The organism is Nocardia beijingensis NBRC 16342 (assembly GCF_001612785.1).
Classification (GTDB): domain Bacteria; phylum Actinomycetota; class Actinomycetes; order Mycobacteriales; family Mycobacteriaceae; genus Nocardia; species Nocardia beijingensis.
Window position 1 is genome coordinate 11,257 of sequence record NZ_BDBC01000012.1, and the last position, 25,391, is coordinate 36,647.

Annotated in this window: 2 protein-coding genes; both read right to left on the minus strand. The window is 71.1% G+C overall.

What is annotated here, in order from left to right; genetic code table 11:
* Positions 1-94: 94 nt before the first annotated feature.
* Positions 95-889: an FkbM family methyltransferase gene (locus NB3_RS07980; protein WP_067798874.1), complete on the minus strand. Its 795-nt coding sequence runs from the start codon at positions 887-889 to the stop codon at positions 95-97.
* Positions 883-25,335 (minus strand): non-ribosomal peptide synthetase, encoded by a 24,453-nt coding sequence (locus NB3_RS07985; protein ID WP_067798877.1) that lies wholly within the window; start codon positions 25,333-25,335, stop codon positions 883-885. The genes NB3_RS07980 and NB3_RS07985 overlap by 7 nt, the downstream gene beginning before the upstream one ends.
* Positions 25,336-25,391 lie beyond the last annotated feature (56 nt).

Genomic DNA, 25,391 nt, shown 5'->3' on the forward strand with positions numbered 1-25,391 from the left:
CCCGGCCGGGCAGCACGATCGGGCGAGCCGCCGCATCAGCCGATGCGGCGGCGTCCATTTCCGTGCCCGGGTGGAGATGTACGGCGCGCGACCGTCAGACGGTCTCCGGCCGGACGGCGTAGATCTCGTGCAGTTCTGTTCCGGCCAGGCTCGGGTCCTGGCGCGTCCGCGCGTGCAGGCCGTGCCTGCCCAGCAACGCGCAGCACTGGGCCAAGCGATCGTCGCGATCGTGGACCTCGGCGACAACGGCGCGGATGCGCCGCCAGTCCGCGTCGGCGATGCCGCGCAGCACGTCCAGCTCCGCGCGCTCCACGTCGACTTTGAGCAAGCCGACCTCCGCCCTCCCGCCGTGCTCGTCGAGGATCCGCGAGACGGTGGTGACCTCGACGTCCATCCGCTCCCCCTCGTGCAGTCCCGCGGTGATGAGCGCGATCGCCTCGTCGTTCAGGCCGCTGTTGCGCAGATACATCTCGGTGGCGCGGTCGTCGGCTTCGCGGTCGGCGTAGAGACCCGAATTCGCCGACGCCCGTGGGTACCAGGTGAACGACGCGCTGCCGGGCGCAGCGCCGACCGCGACCGGCAACGGCACGCCGCCGGGCACGTGCGCGGCGATGTTGTGCCGCAGACAGTCGAAGGTCGCCGGGGCGGGCTCCGCGGCGATCACCCGGACGCCGGGGCAGGCGTCGGCGAACATCATCGCGCTCAGCCCGATGTTCGCGCCGATGTCCAGTGCGATGTCCCCCGGCCGCAGGAGCGCCGCGGCTAGCCGGTAGAAGCCGTCGGTCGACATCTCGCACCACAACATCCGCGCCTCGGCCGGACTGGTGCAGGCGACCGTCCTGCCGTCATCGAGCCGGAGTTGCTGGAGTTGATCGAGAGTCTTCAGCATGCGTGCAAGAACCTTTCGAGGATCGGGCCGATGGCGGCCAGAGCGTGTGGGTGGGTCAACTCGAGATGCCGTGCGTCGACGACCGTGTTGTACAGCTCGCCGGTGATGAACGGCCGCCACGTCCGCACGGCCGCGTCGTGGTCGGCGCGGTCTTTGCCCGCGGTGAAGAAGACCAGATCGCCGTCGAAGACCTGCGGCCGGTATTCCTGGGCGATGCCGGTCGCGGTCCGGAAGCTCTCCATCACCCGGTCGACCTGGTCGGCAGTGAACATCCCGGTGGCGGTGACCTGGTCACGGATCACCGTCCAGGCCTGCTCGTGGGTCCGCGCGGTCACCTCGGCGCCGAGGTCGAACAGCTCACGCCAGCCACCGAGCAGATCGGCCATCAGCTCGCCCGGCGCGGGCTCGTCCGCCGCGCCGCCCATCGCCGCGGCCAGCGACTCGGCGTCGCCGACGGCGCTGTCCATCATGGCCAGCATGCCGACCCGCTGTCCTTCCCGCTGCAGCCGGACCGCGACGGCATGCGCGATCGCACCGCCCAGCGACCACCCCAGCAGGTGATACGGACCGCTCGGCTGCACCCGGCGGATCTCGGCGACATAGCGTTCGGCGAGTTCGTCGACCGAATGCGCACCGGGTTCGCCCGCCACGACATGGGGGTCCTGCAGGCCGTAGACCGGCCGGTCCTTGTGCAGATGCTCGACCACGCCGCCGTAGAACCACGCCAGCCCGCCCGCGGGGTGCACCGCGAACACCGCCGGCTTCGCGCCGTGCGCGCGCAGCGGCAGCAGCACCTGCAGCCCGGAGCCGCCCGCCGTGCCGTCGGCCCTGGCAGCCAAGGCCCGCGGCGTCGCGTCGTCGAACATCCACGGCAACTGGATCGTCACGCCGCGCCCGCGCAACTCGGTCACCACCAGGGTGGCCAGCAGCGAGTTGCCGCCCAGATCGAAGAACCCGTCCGTCGCGCCGACCCGCTGGACGCCGAGGACCTGCGCGTAGACCTCGACGATCACCTTCTCCGTGTGGGTCCGCGGCGCCACGAACGCGGTCGTCGCCTCCTGGAACTCGGGGTCGGGCAGTGCTCTGCGGTCGAGCTTGCCGTTGACCGTCAACGGCAGTGCGGGCAACACCATGATCGTCGCGGGCACCATGTAACCGGTCAGCACCTGGGCGGCGGTCTCGCGGACCTCGGCCGGGTCGATCCGCTCGCCGTCGACGCCGACGACGTAGCCGATCAACTGATCCACACCCCGCTCGTGCCGGTGCACCGTGACCGCGGCCTGGGTGACGAGCGGGTGCCGCAGCAGCGCCGACTCCACCTCGCCGAGTTCGATGCGGAAGCCGCGCAACTGCACCTGCGCGTCGGCGCGGCCCGCGTACGCCAACTCCAGTGCGCTCCCGGACTTCCGCCACCGGCCGACGTCCCCGGAGCGGTAGAGCCGGGCGCCGCCGGGCTCGAAGGGGTTCGCGACGAATCGGCTCGCGGTCAGTGCCCGGGCTCCCAGATACCCGCGCGAGAGCTGGCCACCGGCCACGTAGATCTCTCCGGCGACGCCGATCGGCGCCGGACGCAGCCGGTCGTCGAGGACGTACACCCGCAACCCGGGCAGCGGCACACCGATCCCGGCCGAGCCAGGCCGGGTGACCTCGGAGAAGGTGACATGCACGGTCGTCTCGGTGATGCCGTACATGTTGATCAGCCGTGGCGTTCCCGGCGCGTGCGCGGCGAACCAGTCGTCCAGTCGCGACGTGTCCAGCGCCTCACCGCCGAAGACGACATAGCGCAATGCGAGATCGCCTGCCGGGCAATCGGACTCGCGATAGCGGCGCTCCGCGTCCATGAATCCGTAGAACGCCGACGGCGTCTGGCTCAGCACCGTCACGCCCTCGCGCGCCACGACGTCGACGAACGCCTCCGGCGACCGGGAGGTGTCGTAGTCCACCACGACCACCCTGCCGCCGGACAGCAGCGCGCCCCAGATCTCCCACACCGCGAAATCGAAAGCGTAGGAATGGAACATCGTCCACACGTCGTCGGGTCCGAGGTCGAATCGCTCGGCCGCGTTGGTGAACAGGGTGACCGCTTCCCGGTGGCCGACCGTCACACCCTTCGGGCGGCCCGTCGATCCCGACGTGTAGATCACGTAGGCGACATTGCCCGGCCGCGCAGCCGATACCGGTGCCGGATCGGCGTCGGCGCAATCCTCGATGCGCAGTACCGGCGCGGCGCACTCCGGCACCCCGGCTGCCAGCGCTGCCGAAGTCAGAACCGCGGCCGGACGAGCATCGTCGAGCATGAATCGCAATCGCTCAGCTGGATACGCGACATCCAACGGCAGATAACCCGCACCCGCGCGGACGACGCCGAGCAGGCCGACGATCAGCTCCGCCGAGCGCGGCAACGCCACGGCCACAAGCGTTTCCGGGCCAACGCCCAGCCGCGCCAGCCGAGCCGCCACCGCGGCGGAGCGCCGGTCCAGCTCCGCGTAGGTCAGCCGCGACGCGCCGTCGGTCACCGCGACGGCGTCCGGGCGCGCGAGCGCCTGGGCGGCGAACAGCTCCGCGAGAGTCGTCTCCGGCACCGCGACTCCGGCGCCACCGGCCGCCGCCAGCAGCTCGCGACGCTGCGCCGGACCCACGAGGTCGATGTCGCCGACCACGATGTCCGGGTTCGCGGTGACCTGCTCCAAGATCCGCACGAAGGCCGCCGCGAACCGGGTCATCGTCTCCTCGACGAAGAGATCGGTGGCGTAGGTCAGGCGTCCCCGGATGCCGTCCGCCTCGCCCTCGGCGCCGGACCGTTCGACCAGATTGAGGTTCAGGTCGGCCTGCGCCGGTTCGAAACCGTTCTCGACCGGCTCGACGGTGAGCCCCGGCAGCCGCAGCGCGGCCTTGCCGAGGTTCTGCACATCGAGCGTCACCTGGTACAGCGGCAGATGGGCCGTGGAACGCGGCGGGTTGATCGCCTCCACCACCTGCTCGAAGGGCACGTCGGCATGCGCGAACGCGGCCAGATCCGTTTCCCGCGTCGCCGCGAGCAGGTCGGCGAACGACTGGCGCGACGACACTCGTGACCGCAGCACCAGGGTGTTGACGAACATGCCGATCAGATCGTCGAGTTCGCGCTCCCCTCGGCCCGCCACCGGGGTGCCCACCGCGACGTCGGCGACACCGGCCGAGCGCGACAGCAGGACGGTCAGCGCGGCGTGCACGACCATGAACACCGTCGCGTTCGCCGCGCGCGCGACCGCGCCGATCCGCTCCTGCACCGCCGCGGAGATCTCGAAATCGACGGTCCGGCCGCGCATGGACGCCACCGGGGGACGAGGCAGGTCGGTGGGCAGTTCGAGCAGTTCCGGCAACCCGGTCAGGGTGTCGGTCCAGAACCGCAGCTGCCGGGACATGACCGAACCGGGGTCGCGCTCGTCACCGAGCATTTCACGCTGCCACAGCGTGTAGTCCGCGTACTGCACCGCGAGCGCGGGCCAGAACGGTTGCGTCCTTTGCTTACTCGCCTGGTAAGCCATCGCGACATCCCGCGCGAGCGGCAGCATGGACTGTCCGTCGGCGCAGATGTGGTGCACGGCGATGACCAGAACGTGCTCGTCGTCGCCGAGCCGGAACAACGCCGTGCGCAGCGGGGGCGCCTGCGTCACGTCGAAGCTCGCCGAGACGGTGGCGAGCACTCGCTCCATCAGCCGCTCCGCCTCGACCGGCACGGCGGTCAGCCCGATCGCGACCTCTTCGACGGGGACCACGACCTGATGCGGCGCCCCGTCGGTCATCGGGAACTTCGTCCGCAGCGACTCGTGCCGGTCGATGACCAGCTCACACGCGCGCCGCAATGCGTCGGTGTCGAGGTCGCCGGTCAGCCGGATCACCAGTGGGATGTTGTACGCGCCCACGGAGGTGTCGAGCTGGTTGAGGAACCACATCCGCTGTTGTGCCAGTGACAGCGGCATCAGCGCAGGCCGGGTGCGCGGCACGAGCGGAACCCGGGTCGTCCGCTCGGAGGCGTCGAGGCGGACGGCCAGTTCCGCCACCGTCGGCGCTTCGAACAGGTCGCGCACGCCGACGCCGACGCCGAGCGCGGTCCCGAGCTGGGCGGTCACCCGCGTGGCCGACAACGAGTTGCCGCCGAGGTCGAAGAAGCTGTCGGCTGCTCCGACCCGGTCGATGCCGAGCACGCTGCCGAAGACCTCCGCGACTCGCCGTTCGGTCTCGGTACGCGGCGCGATCCAGGCCCGCGCCGCCGCGAACCGCGGGGCGGGAAGCGCTAGGCGGTCGAGCTTCCCGGTTCTGGTGAGCGGGAATTCGGGGAGCACCGTGCACGCGTCGGGCACCATGTGCGCGGGCAGCCGCAGCCGGACGGCTGCCATGACCTCCTCCGGGTCCACGTGCTCGGCGCCGACCAGATAGCCGGCGAGCCTGCCGACGCCGCGCTCGTCTTCGCGCAGCACGACGACCGCGTGTTCCACATCGGGATGCGCGGCGAGCGCGGCCTCGATCTCACCGAGCTCGATCCGTTGCCCGCGGATCTTGACCTGGAAGTCGCTGCGACCGAGGTATTCCACGGTGTGTTCCGGCGTCCAGCGAGCCAGGTCGCCGGTGCGGTACATGCGCGATCCCGGCGCGCCGAACGGATTCGCGACGAACGCACCCGATGTCGCCACGGGCCGGTTCACGTATCCGCGGGCCAACTGCGCACCCGCCAGATACAGCTCACCGACCACGCCCACCGGCACCGGACGCAGCCTGGCATCCAGCACGACGGCCTCGACGCCGCTGATCGGACCACCGATCGTGACGGTCGCACCGGGATGCAGCGGGCCGCTGATTCCGGCCAGAATCGTCGTCTCGGTCGGACCGTATCCGTTCAGCAGTCGCCGTCCCGGCGACCACTGCGTGACGATCTCCGGCGTCACGGCCTCGCCGCCTGCCATCAGCACCCGCAGGCAGTCCAGCCCCTCCGGCGACATCGTCGACAACACGCTCGGTGTCATGAACGAATGCGACACCCGCTGTTTCCGGATGAAGTCCGCCAGTTCGGGGCCACCGAACACCTCCGGTGGCGGCACCACGAGCACCGCGCCGTTGGCATGCGCCAGCAGCAGCTCGAGGACCACGACGTCGAACCCGGGAGCGGACGCGTTCAGCACCCGCGACCGGCTGTCCACGCCGAAGCGATCGCGTTCGACGGCCGCGAAATTGGCCAGCCCCTCGTGGGTGACCGCCACGCCCTTCGGCGTCCCGGTCGAGCCCGAGGTGTACAGCACGTAGGCGGTGTCGCGGATATGCGGCGTCCGCGTCCGGTCCACGTCGGTCACCGCGGCCTGCGACCGCGCCTCGATCGTCTTCCTGGTTTCCGGATCGTCGAGCACCAGACGCCGGACCGGACCGGAGACCAGCTCTCGCGACGCCAGCACCGTGACCGCCACCCGCACCTGGGAATCGGCGACCATGTGCCCCACCCGTTCGGCGGGATTGCGCGGGTCGACGGGCAGGAACGCCGCGCCGGTCTTGGCGACCGCCCACATGCCGACCACGAGTTCCACCGATCGGGCCATCGCCAGCGCCACCTGGTCGCCGGGGCCGACGCCCCAGTCGATCAGCTCACGCGCGACCTGGTTCGACCAGGCGTCCAACTCGGCGTACGACATCGTGCCCTCGTTCGAGATCACCGCTGCCGCTTGCGGATTCACCGCGACGCCGGCGCCCAACAGCTCCGCCAGCAGGCGGGGCGGGGCGGCGGGTCCGCCCGTCGCGGGTACCAGGGCACGGCGCTCGGCCGGTGTCAGCAGGTCGACCGCGTCCAACCGCGCCCCTGGGTCACGCGTGACGGCGCGCAGCACGGTCTCCATGCGGGCGGCCAGACCGGAGGCCGTGCGGTCGTCGACGCGGTCGGGCTGGTAGCGGATCCTGACGTGCAGCTCATCGGTCTGGTGGGCCTGCACGGTGATCGGGTAGTGCGCCGCGTCGCTTCCGTCCGCCGCGACCACCCGCATGCCGTCGATGTCGGCGTCGCCGAGGCCGCTGCTGTCGACCGGGTAGGACTCGAACACGACCAGCGTGTCGAACAGCTGCCCAGCGCCTGCGGCCGACAGGATCCGGGACAGCTCGACGTCGTGATGATCGAGCACGCGGGTGTTGTCGGCCTGCAACCGGCGCAGCGCGTCCTCGACGGTGCACACCGGCGGGACGTGCACCGCGACCGGAATGGTGTTGATGAACAAGCCGATCATCGACTCCACGCCCGGCAGATCGGCGGGACGTCCCGACACCGTGCTGCCGAACACCACGCGCTCGGCGCCGAGCAGATTGCCCAGGACCACGGCCCAGGCGAACTGCACGATCGTCGCCATGGTCACCGCCCGCGCCCGAGCGAATTCCACCAGTTCCGCGGTGACGGCACGATCGAGCACCACCGCCAGGTCGACCGGGATGCCGACCGTCGTGTGCGTCCGCGCGTCGGCGACCACGGTGGGTTCGGTGAAATCGCGCAGGACCTCGCGCCACACCTCGATCCCGGCCGACGACTCGCGCCGATCCAGCCATTCCAGGTAACCGCGATACGACGCCGCGGCGGGCAGCAGCTGCGCCCGCGCTCCGACCGCGTACAGGCCGATCAACTCCCGCCACAGCAACGGCAACGACCAACCGTCCAGCAGCAGGTGGTGCGCGGTCAGCACGAGCCGGTAGTCCTGCGGCCCCACAGCGATGAGCAGGAAGCGCAGCAGCGGAGGATCGGCGGGATCGAACGGAACCGCTCGCTCCGCCGCGATCAGCTCCTCCGGCGTCGTCGCCTCGTGCGGTTCGACGCGCCGCCAGCGCACGGCCGTGGACGCCGGAATCACCTGCGCGGGAACACCGTCGGCGGTGCGGACGAAGGCCGCGCGCAGGTTGGGATGGCGCTCGAGCAAGGCCGCGGCGGAGCGTTCGAGCCGATCCTCATCGATCACGCCGGCGAGGGTGAGCGTCGATTGCGCCGTGTAGACGTCGAGATCACCCGCGGCGAGCTCGGCGTGGAACAGCAGGCCCGCTTGCAGCGGCGCCAGCGACCAGACCTCGCGGAGGGTTCCGTAGCGGTCGGCGAACGTGTCCAGATCGGATTGGGCGACCGCCACGAGCGGAACGTCGGCGGGTGAGAGCCCCCAGTCCTCGTCGGCGCGGGCCGTGGTGGCGATCGCGGTCACCGCACCGGCCCATTCGTCGGCGAGTTCGGCGACGTCGTCGTGCGCGAGCAGCCGGGACGCGTAGCCGATGTGCGCCGCCAGGCGTGGTCCCGCCGCGGTGTCCTCGATGTGCACGTCGATCGTGACGGCCGCCGCCGCGGGCATGTCCGGATCGAAGGCGCCGCGCCGGTCGAAGGGCTCGTCGGTCGGAATCCACGCCAGCTCCGACAGAGTCGTCAGATCGACGCCGACCCGGCCGAGATTGTTGAAGCTGATCTGCGGCTCCGGCAATGCCGCGAGCCGGTCGCAAGTGCCCGCGTGGAGATAGCGCAGCAGGCCGTAGCCGATCCCCTTGTCCGGGATCGCGCGCAGCTGGTCTTTCACGGTTTTCACCGCGGCGCGCGGATCGTCCGCGTCGACACCGCTCAGGTCCAGCGCCACCGGGTAGGTGTCGGTGAACCAGCCCACCGTGCGGGAGACATCCGCGCCCTCGGCGATCTGCTCCGCGCGGCCATGGCCCTCCAACAGGACTTTCACACCCGCGTGCGCGATACCGCGCCGGTGGCGCCAGCGCGTCGTCGCCACGGCCAGGCCGGCGAGCAACGCGTCGTCGACGGTGCCGTGCGCCGCCTTCGGCACCGTGTCGAGCAAGGCCGAAGTGATCTCCACCGGAAGCGACAGCGTCAGATGCCGCACGGTCGCGTGCGTGTCCACCTCGGGGTCCAGCGCCGCGCGGCCGAGCAGCGGGTCGGGGGCCGCGCTCATCCGGCGCCACAGGTCGAACTCCTCGGCGCGGGCCGCGGCGGCGTCGGCCAGCGCGTGCGCCCACCGTCGCATGGACGTGCCCTGCGCGGGCAGTTCCACCGCGCGTCCCTGGGTGACCTGCTGCCAGGCGGTCGCGAAGTCGGGGATCAGGATGCGCCAGGACACGCCGTCGACCGCCAAGTGATGGATGACGACGAGCGCCCGCCCCTCCGCGTCGATGCCCGGGTCCGGCAACAGGCACACGACCTGCACCATCCGGCCCTCGGCCGGGTCGAGCCGGTCCGACGCCTCGGCCAGCGCCGCTTCCACCACCGCGGCGAATCCCGCGCTGCCCGGCGTCTCGTGCGCGCCGAAGGTGCGGGCCAGCACCGCGCCCGTGGCCTCGGCGGCGGCCGGGGCCGGCACCTCCATGTACTGCTCGCGCAGTCGTGCGCGCAGCATGTCGTGCTGTCGCAGAACGGCCAGCACGGTCGCGATTACGTCGTCGACGCGCGCGTCGCCCGGCAAGCGCACCAGCATCGACTGCGCGAAACGAGGTGCGGCGCCGAGGCGTTCGGTGAACCAGGAGACCACCGGCGTGAACGGGATCTCTCCCACGCCGCCGCCAGGCAACTCCGCGAGGCCGACCCGTCCGGCGGCCGCGGCGACCCGCGCCAGACCGCGGACGGTCTTCTGCTCGAAGATGTCGCGTGCCGTCACCACCACGCCCGCGGATTTCAACCGGGAAGCCAGCTGGATCGACAGGATGGAATCGCCGCCCAGGGAGAAGAACGACGTGCTGACGCCGACCGACGCGATGCCGAGCACATCCGCGAACGCCGCAGCTATGGTGCGTTCCAGATCGGTCGACGCCGCTTCGGCGTCGTCCGCGACGGCGCGGAAAACGGGCTCCGGCAACGCCTTCCGATCGACCTTGCCGGTCGAGGTGATCGGCATGCGGTCGAGCACGGTGAGCACCGACGGCACCATGTGCGCAGGCAGCACCGACGCCACGTGTTCGAGCACGGCCTCCGGATCCACCGCCGTAGCGGCCTCGGCGACGATGTACGCGGCCAGCACGGGCTGCCCGCCCGGTCCCGTGCGGCTGACGGTCACCGCGGCGGCCACCGCGGGATGGGTGAGCAACGCGGCATCGATCTCGCCGAGTTCGATGCGCTGGCCACGGATCTTGATCTGGAAGTCGCTGCGGCCGACGTATTCCACCGTGCGCCGCGCCGTCCAGCGGACGATGTCACCCGTGCGGTACATGCGCGCGCCCGGCCCACCGTAGGGATTCGCGACGAACGCGCCCGCCGTGACCGCGCGCCGGTTGAGATATCCGCGCGCCAGTTGCGCACCCGAAAGGTACAGCTCCCCGGCGACTCCGACCGGCACCGGGCGCAAGCGCGCGTCCAGCACCAGGGCCTCCGCGCCGCGGATCGGGCCGCCGATCGCGATCGGATCGCCCGGCCGCACCGGGTCGCTCATCGTGATCACGATGGTGGTCTCGGTCGGGCCGTAGATGTTGTGCAACCGCCGTCCGGGCGACCACGTGGCGATCAGCTCCGCGGGCACCATCTCGCCGCCGACCGCGAGCATCCGCACCGAGTCGAGACCGGCGGGCGACATAGTCGCCAGCACACTCGGCGTCAGGAACGCGTGCGACACCCGGTGCGTGCGCATCAGTTCGGCCAGATCCGGCCCGCCGAACACCTCCGGCGGCGACACGACCAACGCCGCGCAGGCCGCGTGGGCCATCAACGCTTCGAGCAGTACCGCGTCGAACGCGGGCGCCGCCACTTGCAGCACCCGTGACGTGCCGTCGACCTGGTAACGATCGGTTTGCTCGGCCGCGAAGTTCGCCAACCCCGCATGCGTGACCACGACACCTTTGGGCGTGCCCGTGGAACCGGAGGTGTAGATGAGATACGCGGCGTCCTCGATCCGCAGCGCCCGTCCGCGCTCCGCGTCCGTCACCGCGTCGCCGGAGTTCGCCGCGATCCGTTCCGCCGTGCGCGGATCGTCGAGCAGCAGCCAGCGCACGGCGTCGGGCAGTTCCGCGCGGGCGGTCGCGATCGTGATCCCGATGCCGACACCGGAATCGCCGATCATGTGCGCGATCCGCTCGGCGGGGTAGCGCAGATCGATCGGAACGAACGTGGCGCCGGTCTTCGCGATCGCCCACATGGCGACGTGATAGTCGACCGACCGGGACACGGCCAGCGCGACGAACGCGCCCGGCCGGGCACCCTGGGTGAGCAGGTGACGAGCGAGCCGGTTGGCCCTGGCGTCGAGCTGTGCGTAGGTGAGGGTTTCGGTGTCCCCGATCAGGGCGACCGCCTCCGGAGCGGCGGCCACGGCCGTGGCCAGCAGATCGGGGAGCAGGCAAGGACGCGTACCCTCGCTGCCCCGCGCGGGCACCAGACGTTCGGTGTCGGCAGCGCTCAGCAGACCGATGCCTGCGATGGCCCGCGCCGGATCGGCGGAGACCGCTTCGAGAACGCGAACGAACCTCTCCGCCAGCGCGTGCGCGGTGGACTCGACGAAAAGGTCGGTGGCGTAAATGATCTCGCCGTCGATTCCGGCGGGCCGATCGCCGTCGCGGCGCTCGGTCACCAGCACGGTGAGGTCGGTCTTGGCCTGGGCGATGCCGGGATCCATCACCTCGACGCCGATGCCGGGCAGCTCGAACCGGGCCGGCGCGGTGTTCTGCAACCCGAACATCACTTGGAACAGTGGCGAATACGCCGTCGAACGCGGACGTCCGATGACGTCGACGAGCCGTTCGTAGGGCAGCTCGGCGTTCGCGAGCGCTTCCAGGTCGACATCCCGCACTTCGGCCAGAAGTTCACGGAACGAGCGGTTCTCGTCGATGCGGGTACGCAGCACCACGGTGTTGACGAACATGCCGACCAAGTCGTCGAGTTCCGGGCGGCCGCGACCGGCCACCGGGGTGCCGACCGAGATGTCGTCGCTGTGCGCGGTGCGCGCCAGCAGGATCGCCAGCGCGGCGTGCAGCACGACGAACACGGTGACGCCCTCCCGGTGAGCCAGCCGCACGATCTGGTCGTGCAGCCGCGCGGGCAGTTCGAACCGGATGCCGGCGCCGTCGGTGGAGAGGGTGGCGGGCCGCGGCCGGTCCGTCGGCAGGGCGAGCAGCTCGGGGGAACCGTCGAGAGCCTCGGTCCAGTAATCGATCTGCCGCGCGATCAGCGAGGCCGGATCGTCCTCGGAGCCGAGCAGTTCCCGCTGCCACAGGGCGTAGTCGGCGTACTGGACCGCAAGCGGTTCCCATCGCGGCGCGTGGCCGCTCACCCGCGCCCGGTACGCGGCGAACACGTCGCGCGCCAGCGGAGCCATCGACGCGCCGTCGGCCGCGATGTGATGGACGACCACCACCAGCGCGTGCTCGCGCGGTGCGGTGCGATACAGCCGCGCCCGCACGGGCACGGATTCCGCGAGGTCGAATCCCGCTTTCACCGCGTCCCGGATGCGGTCGGCCAGTTCCGTCGCACCCGCGACCGGCTCCGCGTCGAACGCCAGGTCCGCGGCGACGCTCGCGACGTCTCGCACGAGCTGGCAGGGTTCGCCGTCGACGAGCGGATAGACCGTCCGCAGGGGTTCGTGCCTGGTCACCACGTCGAGGAACGCGGCGCGCAGCGCATCGGCGTCCAGCGGGCCGGTCAAGCGGGCCGCGAAGCAGATGTTGTAGGCCGCCGACTCGGTGTCGAACTGGTTGAGGAACCAGATTCTTCGCTGCGCCGCCGCCAACGGGACCGCGGCGGGGCGCTGCCGCGCGGTCAACGGCACTGCGGTGGACCGGCTCCGCGCCGCGATCCGATCGGCCAGCGCGGCGACGGTCGGCGCGTCGAAGACGTCCTTGATGCCGACATCGACACCGATGCCCGCCTGCGCCCGCGCCGCGAGCTGCGCGGCCGACAGCGAGTTGACGCCGATCTCGAAGAGGTTCGCGGTGACGCTCACCCGCTGCGCGCCGGTGAGCTCGGCGACCAGGCGCGCCAGCACCGCCTCGGTGTCCGTGCGCGGCGAGACGAAGTCGGCGCCGTCGTCGAACATCGGCCGTGGCAGCGCCGACCGGTCGAGTTTGCCGTTGGCGGTGAGCGGCATCGCGTCGAGCACCTGCACGACGTCGGGCACCAGGTAGGACGGCAGGGTGCGCGTCAGCTGTTCGCGGATCGCGCGTCCGTCGGTCACCGCGCCCGGCGTCAGCGTGACGTAACCGACGATGCGATCGGTCGTCACGACGGCCACCGCACGCGCCACCGGCCCGACCGCGCGCAACGCGGCTTCGATGTCGCCGGGCTCCACCCGCTGACCGCGCACCTTCACCTGGAAGTCGCTGCGCCCCACATACTCCAGCTCGCCCGTTCTGCGCCACCGCACCAGGTCACCGGTCCGGTAGAGCCGCTCCCCCGCCGTGCCGAACGGGTTCGCGACGAAAGCGGCGCAGGTGAGGCCTGCGCGCGCGTGGTATCCGCGCGCCAATTGCACACCCGAGACGTACAGCTCACCGACGACGCCGACCGGCACCGGACGCAACCGCGCATCGAGCACGTACACCTTCATCCCGGCGGCGGGCGCTCCGATCGGCACCGCCGCGACGGCGGCCGCGCCGGGCGCGCACCGCTGCGCGGTGACCACCTCCGCCTCCGCGGGCCCGTACCAGTTCACCAGCTCCGCGTGCGCGAAGACGTGCGCGGCGGCGTCGACCGTGCGCTGCGCCAGCGCCTCACCCGCGACGAACACCCGCCGGATCGACGGCAGTTCCGCGACGCCTGCCGATTCCAGCAGGACGTCGAGCATCGAGGGGACGAAGTGCACGGTGGTGATCTCGTGCCGTGCGATGATCTCGGCCAGGTATGCCGGGTCGCGATGTCCGCCCGGCTCGGCGACGACGATGTGCGCGCCGGTCTGCAAGGGCCAGAACAACTCCCACACGGCGATGTCGAAGGTGATCGGCGTCTTGTGCAGCACCGCGTCGGACGTTCCGTGCGGCCACTGCCGCTGCGCCCACGCCAGCTGGCTGACGGTGGCGGCATGGGTCAGCGCCACGCCCTTGGGGACGCCGGTGGATCCGGAGGTGAACAGCACGTAGGCCAGATGGTGCGGCCGCAGCGGTGTGTGCCGCTCCGAATCGGTGATCCGGGCGCCGGACAAGCCGGTCAGGTCCATCCGGTCGATCCGCTCGTATGCGAATCCGCCGGGCAGGCCGCGCCCGTCGTTCTCGGTCGTGAGCACCAGCAGCGGATCGGCCGCGCCGAGCACGTGCGCGATCCGCGCGCTCGGGTGATCCGGGTCGATGGGCAGGAACGCGGCGCCCGCCTTGACCACCGCGTACAGGGCGGTGACCAGCTCGGCCGACCGGCGGACGGCCACCGCCACGATCGTCTCCGGCCCGGCGCCGCGCTCGATGAGCCCGCGCGCCAGCCGGTTGACGCGTGCGTCGAAGTCCCGGTACGTCGCCGTGCTTCCGTCCGGAAGCAGCAGCGCTGTCGCGTCCGGGGTGCGCGCGACCTGTTCGTCGAAGACGTCGACGAGCGTGCGCCCCGGCGCGGCGGAGCCGCCGGTGTCGTTCCACCGCTCCAGCATCCGGGACCGCTCCGCCTCGTCGAGCAAGCCGATCTCCCCGACGGTGGCCTCGGCGTCACGGGCCGCGGCGTCGAGGACCCGGACGAACCGGTCGGCGAAGTCGCGCACCGTGTCCTCGTCGAACAGGTCCGTGGCGTAGGTCAGGCGCAGCGTCATGCCGGTCGGCTCGTTGTGCGTGCCGTGCCCTTCGCTGATCATCAGCAGCAGGTCGTAGATCGCCGCGCTGTCGCCGGGGTCCACGTTCTCCACGGTGAGCCCCGGCAGCTCGACGCGCGCACGCGCCATGTTCTGGTAGGCGAGCAGCACCTGGAACAACGGTGTGTGCGCGGTCGATCGCACCGGGTTCAGCGCGTCCACCAATTGCTCGAACGGCACGGTGGCGTGGTCGAACGCCTCGATGTCGGTGCGCCGTACCTGGTCGAGCAGGTCGGCGAAGGTCTGGTCGAGCGTGATCCGCGACCGCAGCACCAAGGTGTTGACGAACATCCCGACCAGGTGGTCCAGCGACCGGTCGCCCCGGCCCGCGTGCGGCACGCCGACGGTGACGTCGGCGCTGCCGGACAGCCTCGACAGCAGCACCGCCAGCGCCGCGTGCACCACCATGAACGTGGTGGCGCCGGACCGCCGGGCCAGCGATTTCACCCGGCCCTGCAGTTCACCGGGTATGGCGACGCGCAGCACCGCGCCGCGCTGGGACTGCTCGACCGGCCGCGGCCGGTCGGTCGGCAACTCGAGCAGCTCGGGTACGCCCGCGAGTCGCGTTCGCCAGTAGGCGATGTCGCGGGCCACCACCGAGTCCGGGTCGTCCGCGGAACCGAGGACCGCGCGCTGCCACAAGGCGTAATCGGCGAACTGCACCGGCAGCGGCGCCCAGTCCGGCGCGGCGCCGCCGGAGCGGGCGCGATACGCCGTCACCAGATCGGCGGCCAGCGGCGCCACCGAGAAGCCGTCGCAACCGATGTGGTGCGCGGCCAGCGCCAGCGTCCACGCCTCGTCGGACAACTGGTACAGCGCCACGCGCAGCGGCACACCCTTGGCCACGTCGAATCCGGTTCCGCAGAATTCGGCCAGCCGGTGCGGCAGGTCCCGCTCGCCGACCGCCTGCGGGGTGAGATCGACCGTCGCCAGCACGTCCGCGGCGTTCAACACGACCTGCGTTGGCGTGCCGTCGACCGCCGGGTACATGGTGCGCAGGCTCTCGTGCCGCTCGAGGACATCGCCGACGGCCGCGGTCAGAGCGGCCGGATCGAGCGCGCCTTCCAGCCGGATCGCCAGCGGCACGACATACCCTGGCGCCGCGGGGTCGAACTGGTTGAGGAACCACATCCTGGTCTGCGCGTGCGACAACGGGATACGGTCCGGCCGCGTGACCCGCGTCGGCGCGGGCAGGCTCGGCACGGCGCGCAACCGGGCGATGCGCTCGGCCAGACCGGACACGGTCGGGGCCTCGAAGATCGCGCGCACCGGAATGCTCACGTCGACGATGTCCCCGATCCGGCTCAGCGCGCGCGTCGCGACCAGCGAGTTGCCGCCCAGCTCGAAGAAGTCGTCGTCCGCGCCGATCTCGGGACGGTCGAACAGTTCCGCGAAAACCGCGGCGACGGCCTGTTCGACCAGGCCGCGGGGCGCGCGGAACTCGGCGTCCTCGATGCTCGGGTCCGGTTCGGGCAAGGCCCGGTAATCCACTTTGCCGTTGGCGTTGAGCGGAATCGAGGCGATCCGGGTGACCGACGACGGCACCATGTACGCGGGCAGCCGGTCCAGCAGCGAAGCGCGAATCTGCCGGACGTCCACCGCGGTGTCCGCGACGACATAGGCCACCAGGCGCTGCTCGCCGCCGTCGACGCGTACCTGCGCGACGGCGGCGTGCACCTGCTCGTGCGCGATCAGCGCGGCTTCGATGTCGCCGAGTTCGATCCGCAGGCCGCGCAGCTTCACCTGCGTGTCGGCTCGGCCGACATAGCGCAGGTTGCCGTCGTCGCCCCAGCGCACGAGGTCACCGGTGCGGTAGAGACGCGCGCCTGGCGCGCCGCCGAACGGATCGGCCACGAACGTCGCCGCCGTCAGATCGGGGCGTTCGTGGTATCCGCGAGCCAATTGCGCCCCGCCCAGGTACAGCTCGCCGGTGACGCCGACCGGCACGGGATGCAACCGCGAATCCAGCACGTGCACGGTCACATTCGCCTCGGGGACGCCGATCGGCACGGCCGCGCCTTCGACCGCGTCGATCCGGTGCGCGGTGACACTGACGGCCGCCTCGGTCGGACCGTACAGGTTGTCGATCCTGGCATCGCTGAAAGCGCGGAAGCGCCGGGCGATCTCGGCGGACAGCGCCTCACCGATGCACAGCACGCGCCGCAGGTCGGGGAATTGGTCCGGCGTCGCCACGTCGAGGAACGCCGCGAGCAGCGACGGGACGAAATCGACGGTGGTCACGCGGTACTCGGCCATCAACCGGGCGATCTCGCGCGGGTCGCCGTGCGCGTCGTGACCCGCGACGACCAAGGTGGCGCCGCAGGTGAGAGCGGAGAACAGCTCCCAGACCGACAGGTCGAAGGTCACCGGGGTGCGCAGCAGCATGACGTCGCCGCCGCCGAGCCGGTAGTGATCGCGCATCCAGCGCAGCTGGTTGACCACCGCGGCGTGCGGAACCGCGACGCCCTTGGGCACACCCGTCGAACCGGAGGTGTAGATGACGTAGGCCAGATCCTCCGGGCGCAGCGGCCGGGTCCGGTCGGCATCGGTCAGCGGCGAGGCGTCCGGGCGCTCGTCCTCCAGTTCGCCGAGCGTCCAGACCGGCACGTCGCCGGGCAGGCTCGCCCCGTCGTCCGGCCGGGTGAGGATCGCGCGGGGCCGCGCGGCGGCGAGGACGGAGCGCACCCGGTCGGCCGGATGGTCCGGGTCCAGCGGAAGGTAGGCCGCGCCCGCGGCGTGCACGGCGTACAACGTGACCAGCAGATCCACCGAGCGGCGCATCGCCACCGCCACGATGGCGTCCGGCCCGATGCCGCGCCCGATCAGCGCACGGGCCAGCGCATTCACCCGCGCGCCGAACTCCAGGTAATCCAGCCGGGCGCCGTCGGCGGCGTCCAGCACCGCGGTGTGTTCCGGCGTCGCCGCCACCTGCGCGGCGAACAGGTCCGCGATCGTCGCCGCCGGAGCCTGCGTCCGCACCCCGCTGGACCGGGCCGCGATCCGCCGCGCCTCCCGCGCGGTCAGCAGATCGATGTCGCCGATGGCGCGGGTGGGATCACCGACGATCGCGCGCAGCAACAGCACGTAGCGATCGAACATCGACCGGATCGTCGCCTCGTCGAAAAGATCCGTCGCGTAACCGAATTCGACCGCCATGTCACCCGGCTCGCCGTCCGCCGCCAGGGCGTCGACCAGATTGAGGTGCAGGTCGTATTTCGCCACGCTCGGATCGGCCATCTGCGCCGACACGGTCAGTCCCTCGAACCGCACCGTGGGGATCTCGATGTTCTGGAACGAGAAGCCCACCTGTGTCAACGGCGCGTGCGCGGTCGAGCGCGGCGGGTTCAGCACCTCCACCAGACGCTCGAACGGGATGTCGGCGTTCTCGAACGCGGCCAGGTCGGTGGCCCTGACCTGATCCAGGATCCGGACGAAGGACGCGGCGGGCTCGATGTGCGTCCGCAGCACCAGCGTGTTGACGAACATGCCGACCAAGCCGTCCAACCCGGGCTCGCCGCGACCGGCGATCGGTGTGCCGACCGCGATGTCCCCGGTGCCGGACAGCCGCGCCAGCAGCGCCGCGTAGGCCGCGTGCATCACCATGAAGACCGTGGCGTCGTGGCGGCGGGCCAGCGCGACCACCTCGCGGTGCAGATCCGCGGGGAGGGTGGCCGAGACGGTGGCGCCGCGGAAGGACTGCTTCGCCGGCCGCGGACGGTCGGTGGGCAGGTCCAGCACCTCGGGCAGTCCGGCCAGAGCCGCGAGCCAGTACCGGGTCTGGGCGACGGCCGGGCTGTGCGGATCGTCCTCGCTGCCGAGCGCCTTCCGTTGCCACAGCGCGTAATCGGCGTACTGCACCGGCAACGGCGCCCACTGCGGCGCCTCGTTCCTGACCCTGGCGCGGTAGGCGGTCATCAGGTCCGCGGCCAGCGGCGCGAGCGAGGACCCGTCGAAGCTGATGTGATGGACGACGAGCACCAAGGCATGCTCGTCGTGTGCGCTGCGCAACAGCGCGACGCGCAGCGGCACCTCGGCGGTGACGTCGAAGCCGACGGTGACCTCCGCGGCGACGCGCGCCTCCACCTCATCGGCCGTGACCGGCACCGGTGTCAGCACGGGCAGCGCGGTCGGCACCGAAACGATCACTTGATGCGGCCCGCTGTCGCTGTCCGGGTAGACGGTCCGCAGCGCCTCGTGCCGTTCGAGGACATCCCCGATCGCCGCGTGCATCGCCGCCACGTCGAGGTCTCCCGACATCCGCACCACCAACGGGATGTTGTACACCGCCGAGCTCGTGTCGAACTGATTGAGAAACCACATCCGGGCCTGTGCGGGCGAGAGCGGAATCCGGTCAGGGCGCTCCTGCGGCGCCAGCGGCGCCCTGGTCGCCGCGTCGGCGCTGCGCAGCCGCTCCGCCAGCGCCCCGATGGTCGGCGCCTCGAAGATCGCGCGCAACGGCACCTCGACGCCGAACGCGCCGCTGAGCTGCGCGGCCGCGCGGGTGGCCGACAGCGAGTTGCCGCCGAGATCGAAGAAGCTGTCGAGCACGCCGACGCGTTCGATGCCGAGCACGCCGGCACAGATGTCCGCCACGATCTGCTCGGTGGCGTTACGCGGCGCGACGAACTCAACGGCGGGCGCGAATTCCGGTTCCGGCAGCGCGGCGCGGTCGACCTTGCCCACCGACGACAGCGGCAGCCGGTCGAGCACCACGACCGTGTCCGGCACCATGTGCGACGGCAGGCGCTGTGCCGCGTACCTGGTCAGTTCCCCCGTGTCGACGGCGCCGTCGGCGGGCACCACGTATGCCGCCAACCGCGCGCCGGTCTCGGTCTGCACGCCGACCACGACCGCCGCCGCGACGGTGGGGTGTCCGGCGAGGACGGCTTCGATCTCGCCCAGTTCGATGCGCTGGCCGCGAATCTTGACCTGGAAGTCGGTGCGGCCCAGGTATTCCAGCGTGTGCTCGGCGGTCCAGCGCGCCAGGTCACCGGTGCCGTACATGCGGGTGCCCGCAGGGCCGTACGGGTTGGCGACGAATGTCGCGGCGGTGGAGGCGGGACGGTTGAGGTACCCGCGCGACAGCTGCACGCCCGAGACGTACAACTGCCCGGTCACCCCGACCGGGACGGGCCGCAACCGGTCGTCGAGGACCACCGCGTCGACGCCGCGGATCGGGCCGCCGATGGTCACCGTGTCGCCGACGCACAGCGGATCGCTGATCGCCACCATGATCGTGGTCTCGGTGGGGCCGTAGCCGTTGTGCAGCCGTCGCCCCGGCGCCCAGACGGCGACCGTCTCGGCCGACACCGCTTCCCCGCCCGCCACCAGCACCCGCAGCGAATCGAGTCCGGTGGGCGACATCGTCGCCAGCACGCTGGGGGTCACGAAGGCGTGCGACACCTCGTGTGCGCGAATCAACTGCGCCAGTTGCGCTCCGGCGAACACTTCCGGCGGTGACACGACCAGCACCGCACCGTTCGCGTGCGCCATCAGCAGTTCGAGCATCACCGCGTCGAAGCCGGGCGCGGCCACTTGCAACACACGTGACCTGCGGTCCACCCGATAGCGCTCGCGCTGCTCGATCGCGAAATTCGCCAGGCCCTCGTGAGTCACGGCCACGCCCTTCGGCTTGCCGGTCGAGCCCGAGGTGTACACCACGTAGGCCGCGTCGGCCACCCGGCAGGGGCGCACGCGGTCCGTGTCGGTCACCGCGGCCGGTGACTGCGCCGCGAGGAACGCCTCGGTGCCGGGATGGTCGAGCACCAATTGCCGCACGTGACCGGGAAGCAGGGCGCGCGACGCCTCCACGGTGAGCGCGACCTCGATGTTCGAGTCCGCGACCATGTGCGCGACCCGCTCGCTGGGATGACGCGGGTCGACCGGCACGAACGCGGCTCCCGCCCGCGCCACCGCCCACACGCCGACCACGAACTCCACCGACCGCCCCATGGCCAGCGCGACCTGGTCACCCGGCCCGACGCCCCAGTCGATCAGCACCCGCGCGAGACGATTCGACCACTCGTCCAGCTCTCCGTAGGTCAGCACCCGCTCCCCCGCCACCACGGCGGGCGAGGTGCGCTCACCGACCAGCAGCACGTCCGCCAGCACCTTCGGCGTCTCGGCGCGGCCGCCGGAGGCCGGGACCAGGCCCAGACGCTCGACCCCCGACAGAAGGTCGACGTCACCGACCCGCGCCCGTGGGTTCGCCACGAACGCGTCGAGCACCCGGTTCAGCCGTTCGGCCAGCTCTTCGACGGTCTCCCGGTCGAAGAGGTCCGTGGCGTAGTTGACGCGCAGCGCGACATCACCGCCCGCTGCGGTGTTCTCGGCCACGGTGACGATGAGGTCCACCTTCGCCGGTTCGGCGCCGGGATCGAGCAACTCGACGGTCAGCTCGGACAGTTCCAAGCTCGCCCGGTCCATGTTCTGGAACGCCAGATACACCTGGCACAGCGGCGCGTACGCCATCGACCGCTTCGGATGCAGTTCGTCCACGACACGCTCGTAGGGCAGGTCGCTGTTGGCGAAGGCGTCCACGTCGATGCCCTTGACGCGCGTCAGGAACTCGAGGAACGACTCCTCGGCGGACACCTCGGTACGCAGCGGCACGGTGTTGACGAACATGCCGATGAGCGGCTCGAGGGCGCGTTCACCGCGACCGGCGACCGGTGTGCCGACGGTGATGTCCGCCGAGCCCGACATCCGGGCCAGCAGCACGGCCAGGGCGGCGTGGACGACCATGAACGTCGTGACGTTGGCCGCGCGCGCCAGCCGCTCGATCCCGGCGAAGGTCTCCGCGGGGATCACGGTGTCCGCGACGTCGCCGCGCATGGACCGGCGGGCCGGACGCGGCCGGTCGGCAGGCAGCTCGAGCACCGGCGGCATGCCCGCCAAACGCTCTGCCCAGTACCGTAATTGGCGAGCCGCGCGTGACTCCGGATCGTCCGGGTCGCCGAGCAGGCTGCGATGCCAGACGCTGTAGTCGGCGTACTGGACGCTCAACGGCTCCCAGTCCGGGATCTTCTTCTGCGCCCGCGCCTCGTAGGCGATCGCGACGTCGGTCGCGAGGGGCCGCAGCGACGAGCCGTCGCAGCAGATGTGGTGCAGCACCACGGCAAGGACATGCCGCGTGCGGTCGGCGGTCGCCAGCAGCGCCACCCGGATCGGGGCGCGTTCGCGCAGATCGGTCCCCACCGAAGCCAGGTCGCGAATCCGGTCCTCGATGTCGTCCTGGTCGGTCGGCCGCGGCGTCAGGTCGAGCCCGGCGACGACCTCCTCGGCCGGCAGGATCACCTGTGTCCCTTCGCCGTTCACGGCGGGGTAGACGGTGCGCAGCGATTCGTGCCGATCGATCACGTCGGTCAGCGCCGCACGCAGCGCCGCCACGTCGAGACGTCCGGTGAGCTGCACGATCAGCGGGATGTTGTAGGCGGCCGAGGCCGGGTCGGTCTGGTTGACCAGCCACATCCGGTTCTGCGCCGGCGCGAGCGGGACGGGGTCGGGCCGGGCCGCCGCCCGCAGCACCGGCCTGCCGGAGCGGTGTCCGTCCTCGATGTGCGCGGCCAGTTCCGCGACGGTCTGCTTGACGAACAGGTCGCGCACCGACACGTCGCACCGGGTCGCCTCCGCGATGCGCACGGCCGCGCTGGTCGCGGTGATCGAGTTGCCGCCGAGTTCGAAGAAGCTGTCGAACACGCCCACCCGGTCCGTGCCCAGCACTTCGGCGAACACGTCCGCGATCGATTCCTCCACGGCCGTCCGTGGCGCGACGTACGCCGCGGCCGAATCGAAGACCGGCTCGGGCAGCGCCCGGTAGTCCACTTTGCCGTTGACCGTCAGCGGCACCGCGTCGATGACGACGACGCTCGACGGCACCATGTACTCCGGCAGCATCTCGCCGACGTGGGCACGCAGGACATCCGGCTCGCAGGTGGCGCCGACGGCGGGCACGACGTACGCCACCAGCCGGGCGGCCTCGGTGCCGGGCAGATGCACCATGACGACCGCCGCGGCCACGCTGCGGTGCGCCAGCAGCGCGTTGCGGATCTCGTCGAGCTCGATGCGGAATCCGCGCAACTGCACCTGCTGGTCGGCGCGGCCGCGATACTCCAGTTCGCCCTGGTGATTCCAGCGCGCCACATCGCCACTGCGGTAGAGGCGCTGCCCCGCAGCGCCGAAGGGATCGGCGACGAAACGCGCCGCGCTGAGCGCGGGCCGGTCGAGGTAGCCGCGCGCCAGCTGCGTTCCCGCGACGTAGATCTCGCCCCACGCTCCGAGCGGGCACGGGCGCAGCCGCTCGTCCAGGACGTAGGTGCGCAAGCCCGGCAGCGCCGGACCGACCGTGCTCGGTGCGCCCGGAACGGCGACGTCCGGTGTGAGGGCGGTGTAGGTGACGAAGACGGTGGTCTCGGTGATGCCGTAGCTGTTGGCCAGCACCGGAAGGCCGGGGTTGTGCTCGTACCAGTCGGCGAGCGCGGCGGGGTCGAGCGCTTCGCCCGACAGGACGACCAGCCGCAGCGACAGCTCGCCGTCCGGCTCACCGGCGTGCGCGTAGCGCTGCCGTGCGGCGGCGAACTGGTAGAACGCCGAAGGCGTCTGGCTGAAGACGGTGACCTTCTCCCGCGCCGCGAGGCGCACCACGTCGTCCGGCGAACGGGCGGTGAGGCTGTCCACGACGACGATCCGGCCGCCGCTGACCAGCGCGCCGAAGATCTCCCAGACCGAGTAGTCGAAGGCGAAGGAGTGGAACAGCGTCCAGACGTCGTCGGACCGGATTCCGATCTCCGCGCACGAGTTCACCAGGTAGGTGGACACGGCGCGGTGCGTGATCGAGACGCCTTTCGGGCGGCCGGTCGAACCGGAGGTGTAGATGACGTAGGCGAGGTGGTCGGGACGCAGCACGCGGGTCCGCTCGGCCTCGGTGATCGGGTCGGCGGATTCCCGCGCGGCGAGAACGTCGTCGAACAGCACCACGCGGCCTGGATCGCCCGGCACGTGCTCGCGCATGTCCCGCGTGGTGACCACCGCGATCGGATTCGCGTCGCCCAGCACGTAGTCCAGCCGCTCGGCCGGATGGGCGGTATCCAGCGGAAGGTAGCCCGCGCCGGATTTCAGCACGCCGAGCACGGCGACGATCAGGTCGGCGTCGCGTGGCATCGCGATGGCCACCAGCGCTTCCGGTCCGGCGCCGAGCGCGATGAGCCCGCGGGCGAACCGGTTGGACCGTTCGTCGAGTTCGCGGTAGGTGAGGGTGGTGGACTCCGACGTCACCGCCACCGCGGACGGAGCCGCCGCGGCTTGCCTGGTCAGCAGATCCACCAATGTGGCCGTGGGGGTTTCGCCGTCGCGGCCCGCGAGTTCGGTCACGATGCGCAGTTCTTCGGCGGGGCCGACGAGCTGGATGTCACCGATGCGGGTGTCGAGGGGGGCGTCCATCATCCGTCGCAGGAAATCGAGGAACCGGTCGGCGTGCGACTCGAGTTCGTCCTGCCCGTAGAGATTCGGATTGCCGTGCAGCTCGATCAGCAGCGGCGCGTCCGCACCGGAGCGATACAGATTCAGCTGCAGATCCTCCAGCGCGCCCGAGGTCAGGGCGCGGTAGCGGCCGACGGCCGAGCCCAGGCGAATCTCCGAGTCGAAGAACAGGATGTTCACGATCGGGCCGAACGAGTTCGCCGAGGAGTCGATCGCGGCGGAGTCGCGGCGCAGATCCTCGAACCGGTACAGCTGGTGGCGCATGGCCGAGACGATCTCGGACACCGAGGCGCGCACCAGCTCTCCCACGGTGGTCGAGTGGTTCACGGCGAAGCGGATCGGCACCATGTTCGCCAGCATCGCGGCGGCGTTGCGCAGGCGCTTGGTCACCCGCGCGGTCACCGGGAGCGACAGCGCGACGTCGTCGGTGCCGGTCATCCTGGCGAGGAAAGCGGCGAACGCCGCGATCACGACCTGCGCTGCGGAGGCGTTCACTTCGTCGGCGAAGCGGTCGAGCCGGTCGGTCAGCTGAGCGGGCAGCTGCAACCCGGCCACGCGATCGATCTTGCCTGCACGGGCCGTGCGGCCGGACAGGCTGACCGGCTTCGGCAGATCCGAAACCTTGTTCAACCAATACGCTTTGTCCGCCTCGTAGCGCGAGCTGGCGCGATAGGCGTGCTCGGCGGCGACGATGTCGTGCAGGCTCGCCGCGTCCAGTCGCGTCGGCGGCCTGCCCTCCAGCAGGGCGTTGTAGTGCTCGGCCATCCGGGTCAAGCTGTTGAAGGCGCCGTACCCATCGATCACCAGATGGTGCGCGCGGCCGTACCAGAAGTAGTGGTCCTCCCCGACCCGGATCAGCCTCGTCTCGGTGAGCCGGTCGCGGCTGAGATCGACCGCCTTGGTGTTGTAGTCGCGGCGCATCCACTCCATCGCCGTCGCGACCGGATCCTCCGCATCACTGAAATCCAGCACCGGCTCGTCGTAGATGATGGTCCGGTCGACGAATTGATAGGGCTTGCCGTCGGATTCGACCACGCGCACCACAAGCGACTCGGTTTCGTGACCGCCGTCGTTCACCGCTCGGGTGAACGCGTCGTGATCCACCGGCCCCTCGATCTCGACGCAGTGTGCGATGTTGACAGCCGGCCCACCGGGCACATGGTCCGCGAGCCACATGCCGTATTGCGCACTCGAGAGCGGAATCAGACCCTGCTCGCCGTCGGCGCTTCCGTCTGACTTCAGATGCATCGCATGAACCCCTTATTCCTACCCGGACGCACGAAGGCATGACGGAAGCCCGCCGG

What these genes read in the sequence shown, in the direction of transcription:
- NB3_RS07980 (WP_067798874.1), bottom strand. Translation starts at nt 889, where the DNA reads ATGCTGAAGACTCTCGATCAACTCCAGCAACTCCGGCTCGATGACGGC.
- NB3_RS07985 (WP_067798877.1), bottom strand. Translation starts at nt 25,335, where the DNA reads ATGCATCTGAAGTCAGACGGAAGCGCCGACGGCGAGCAGGGTCTGATT.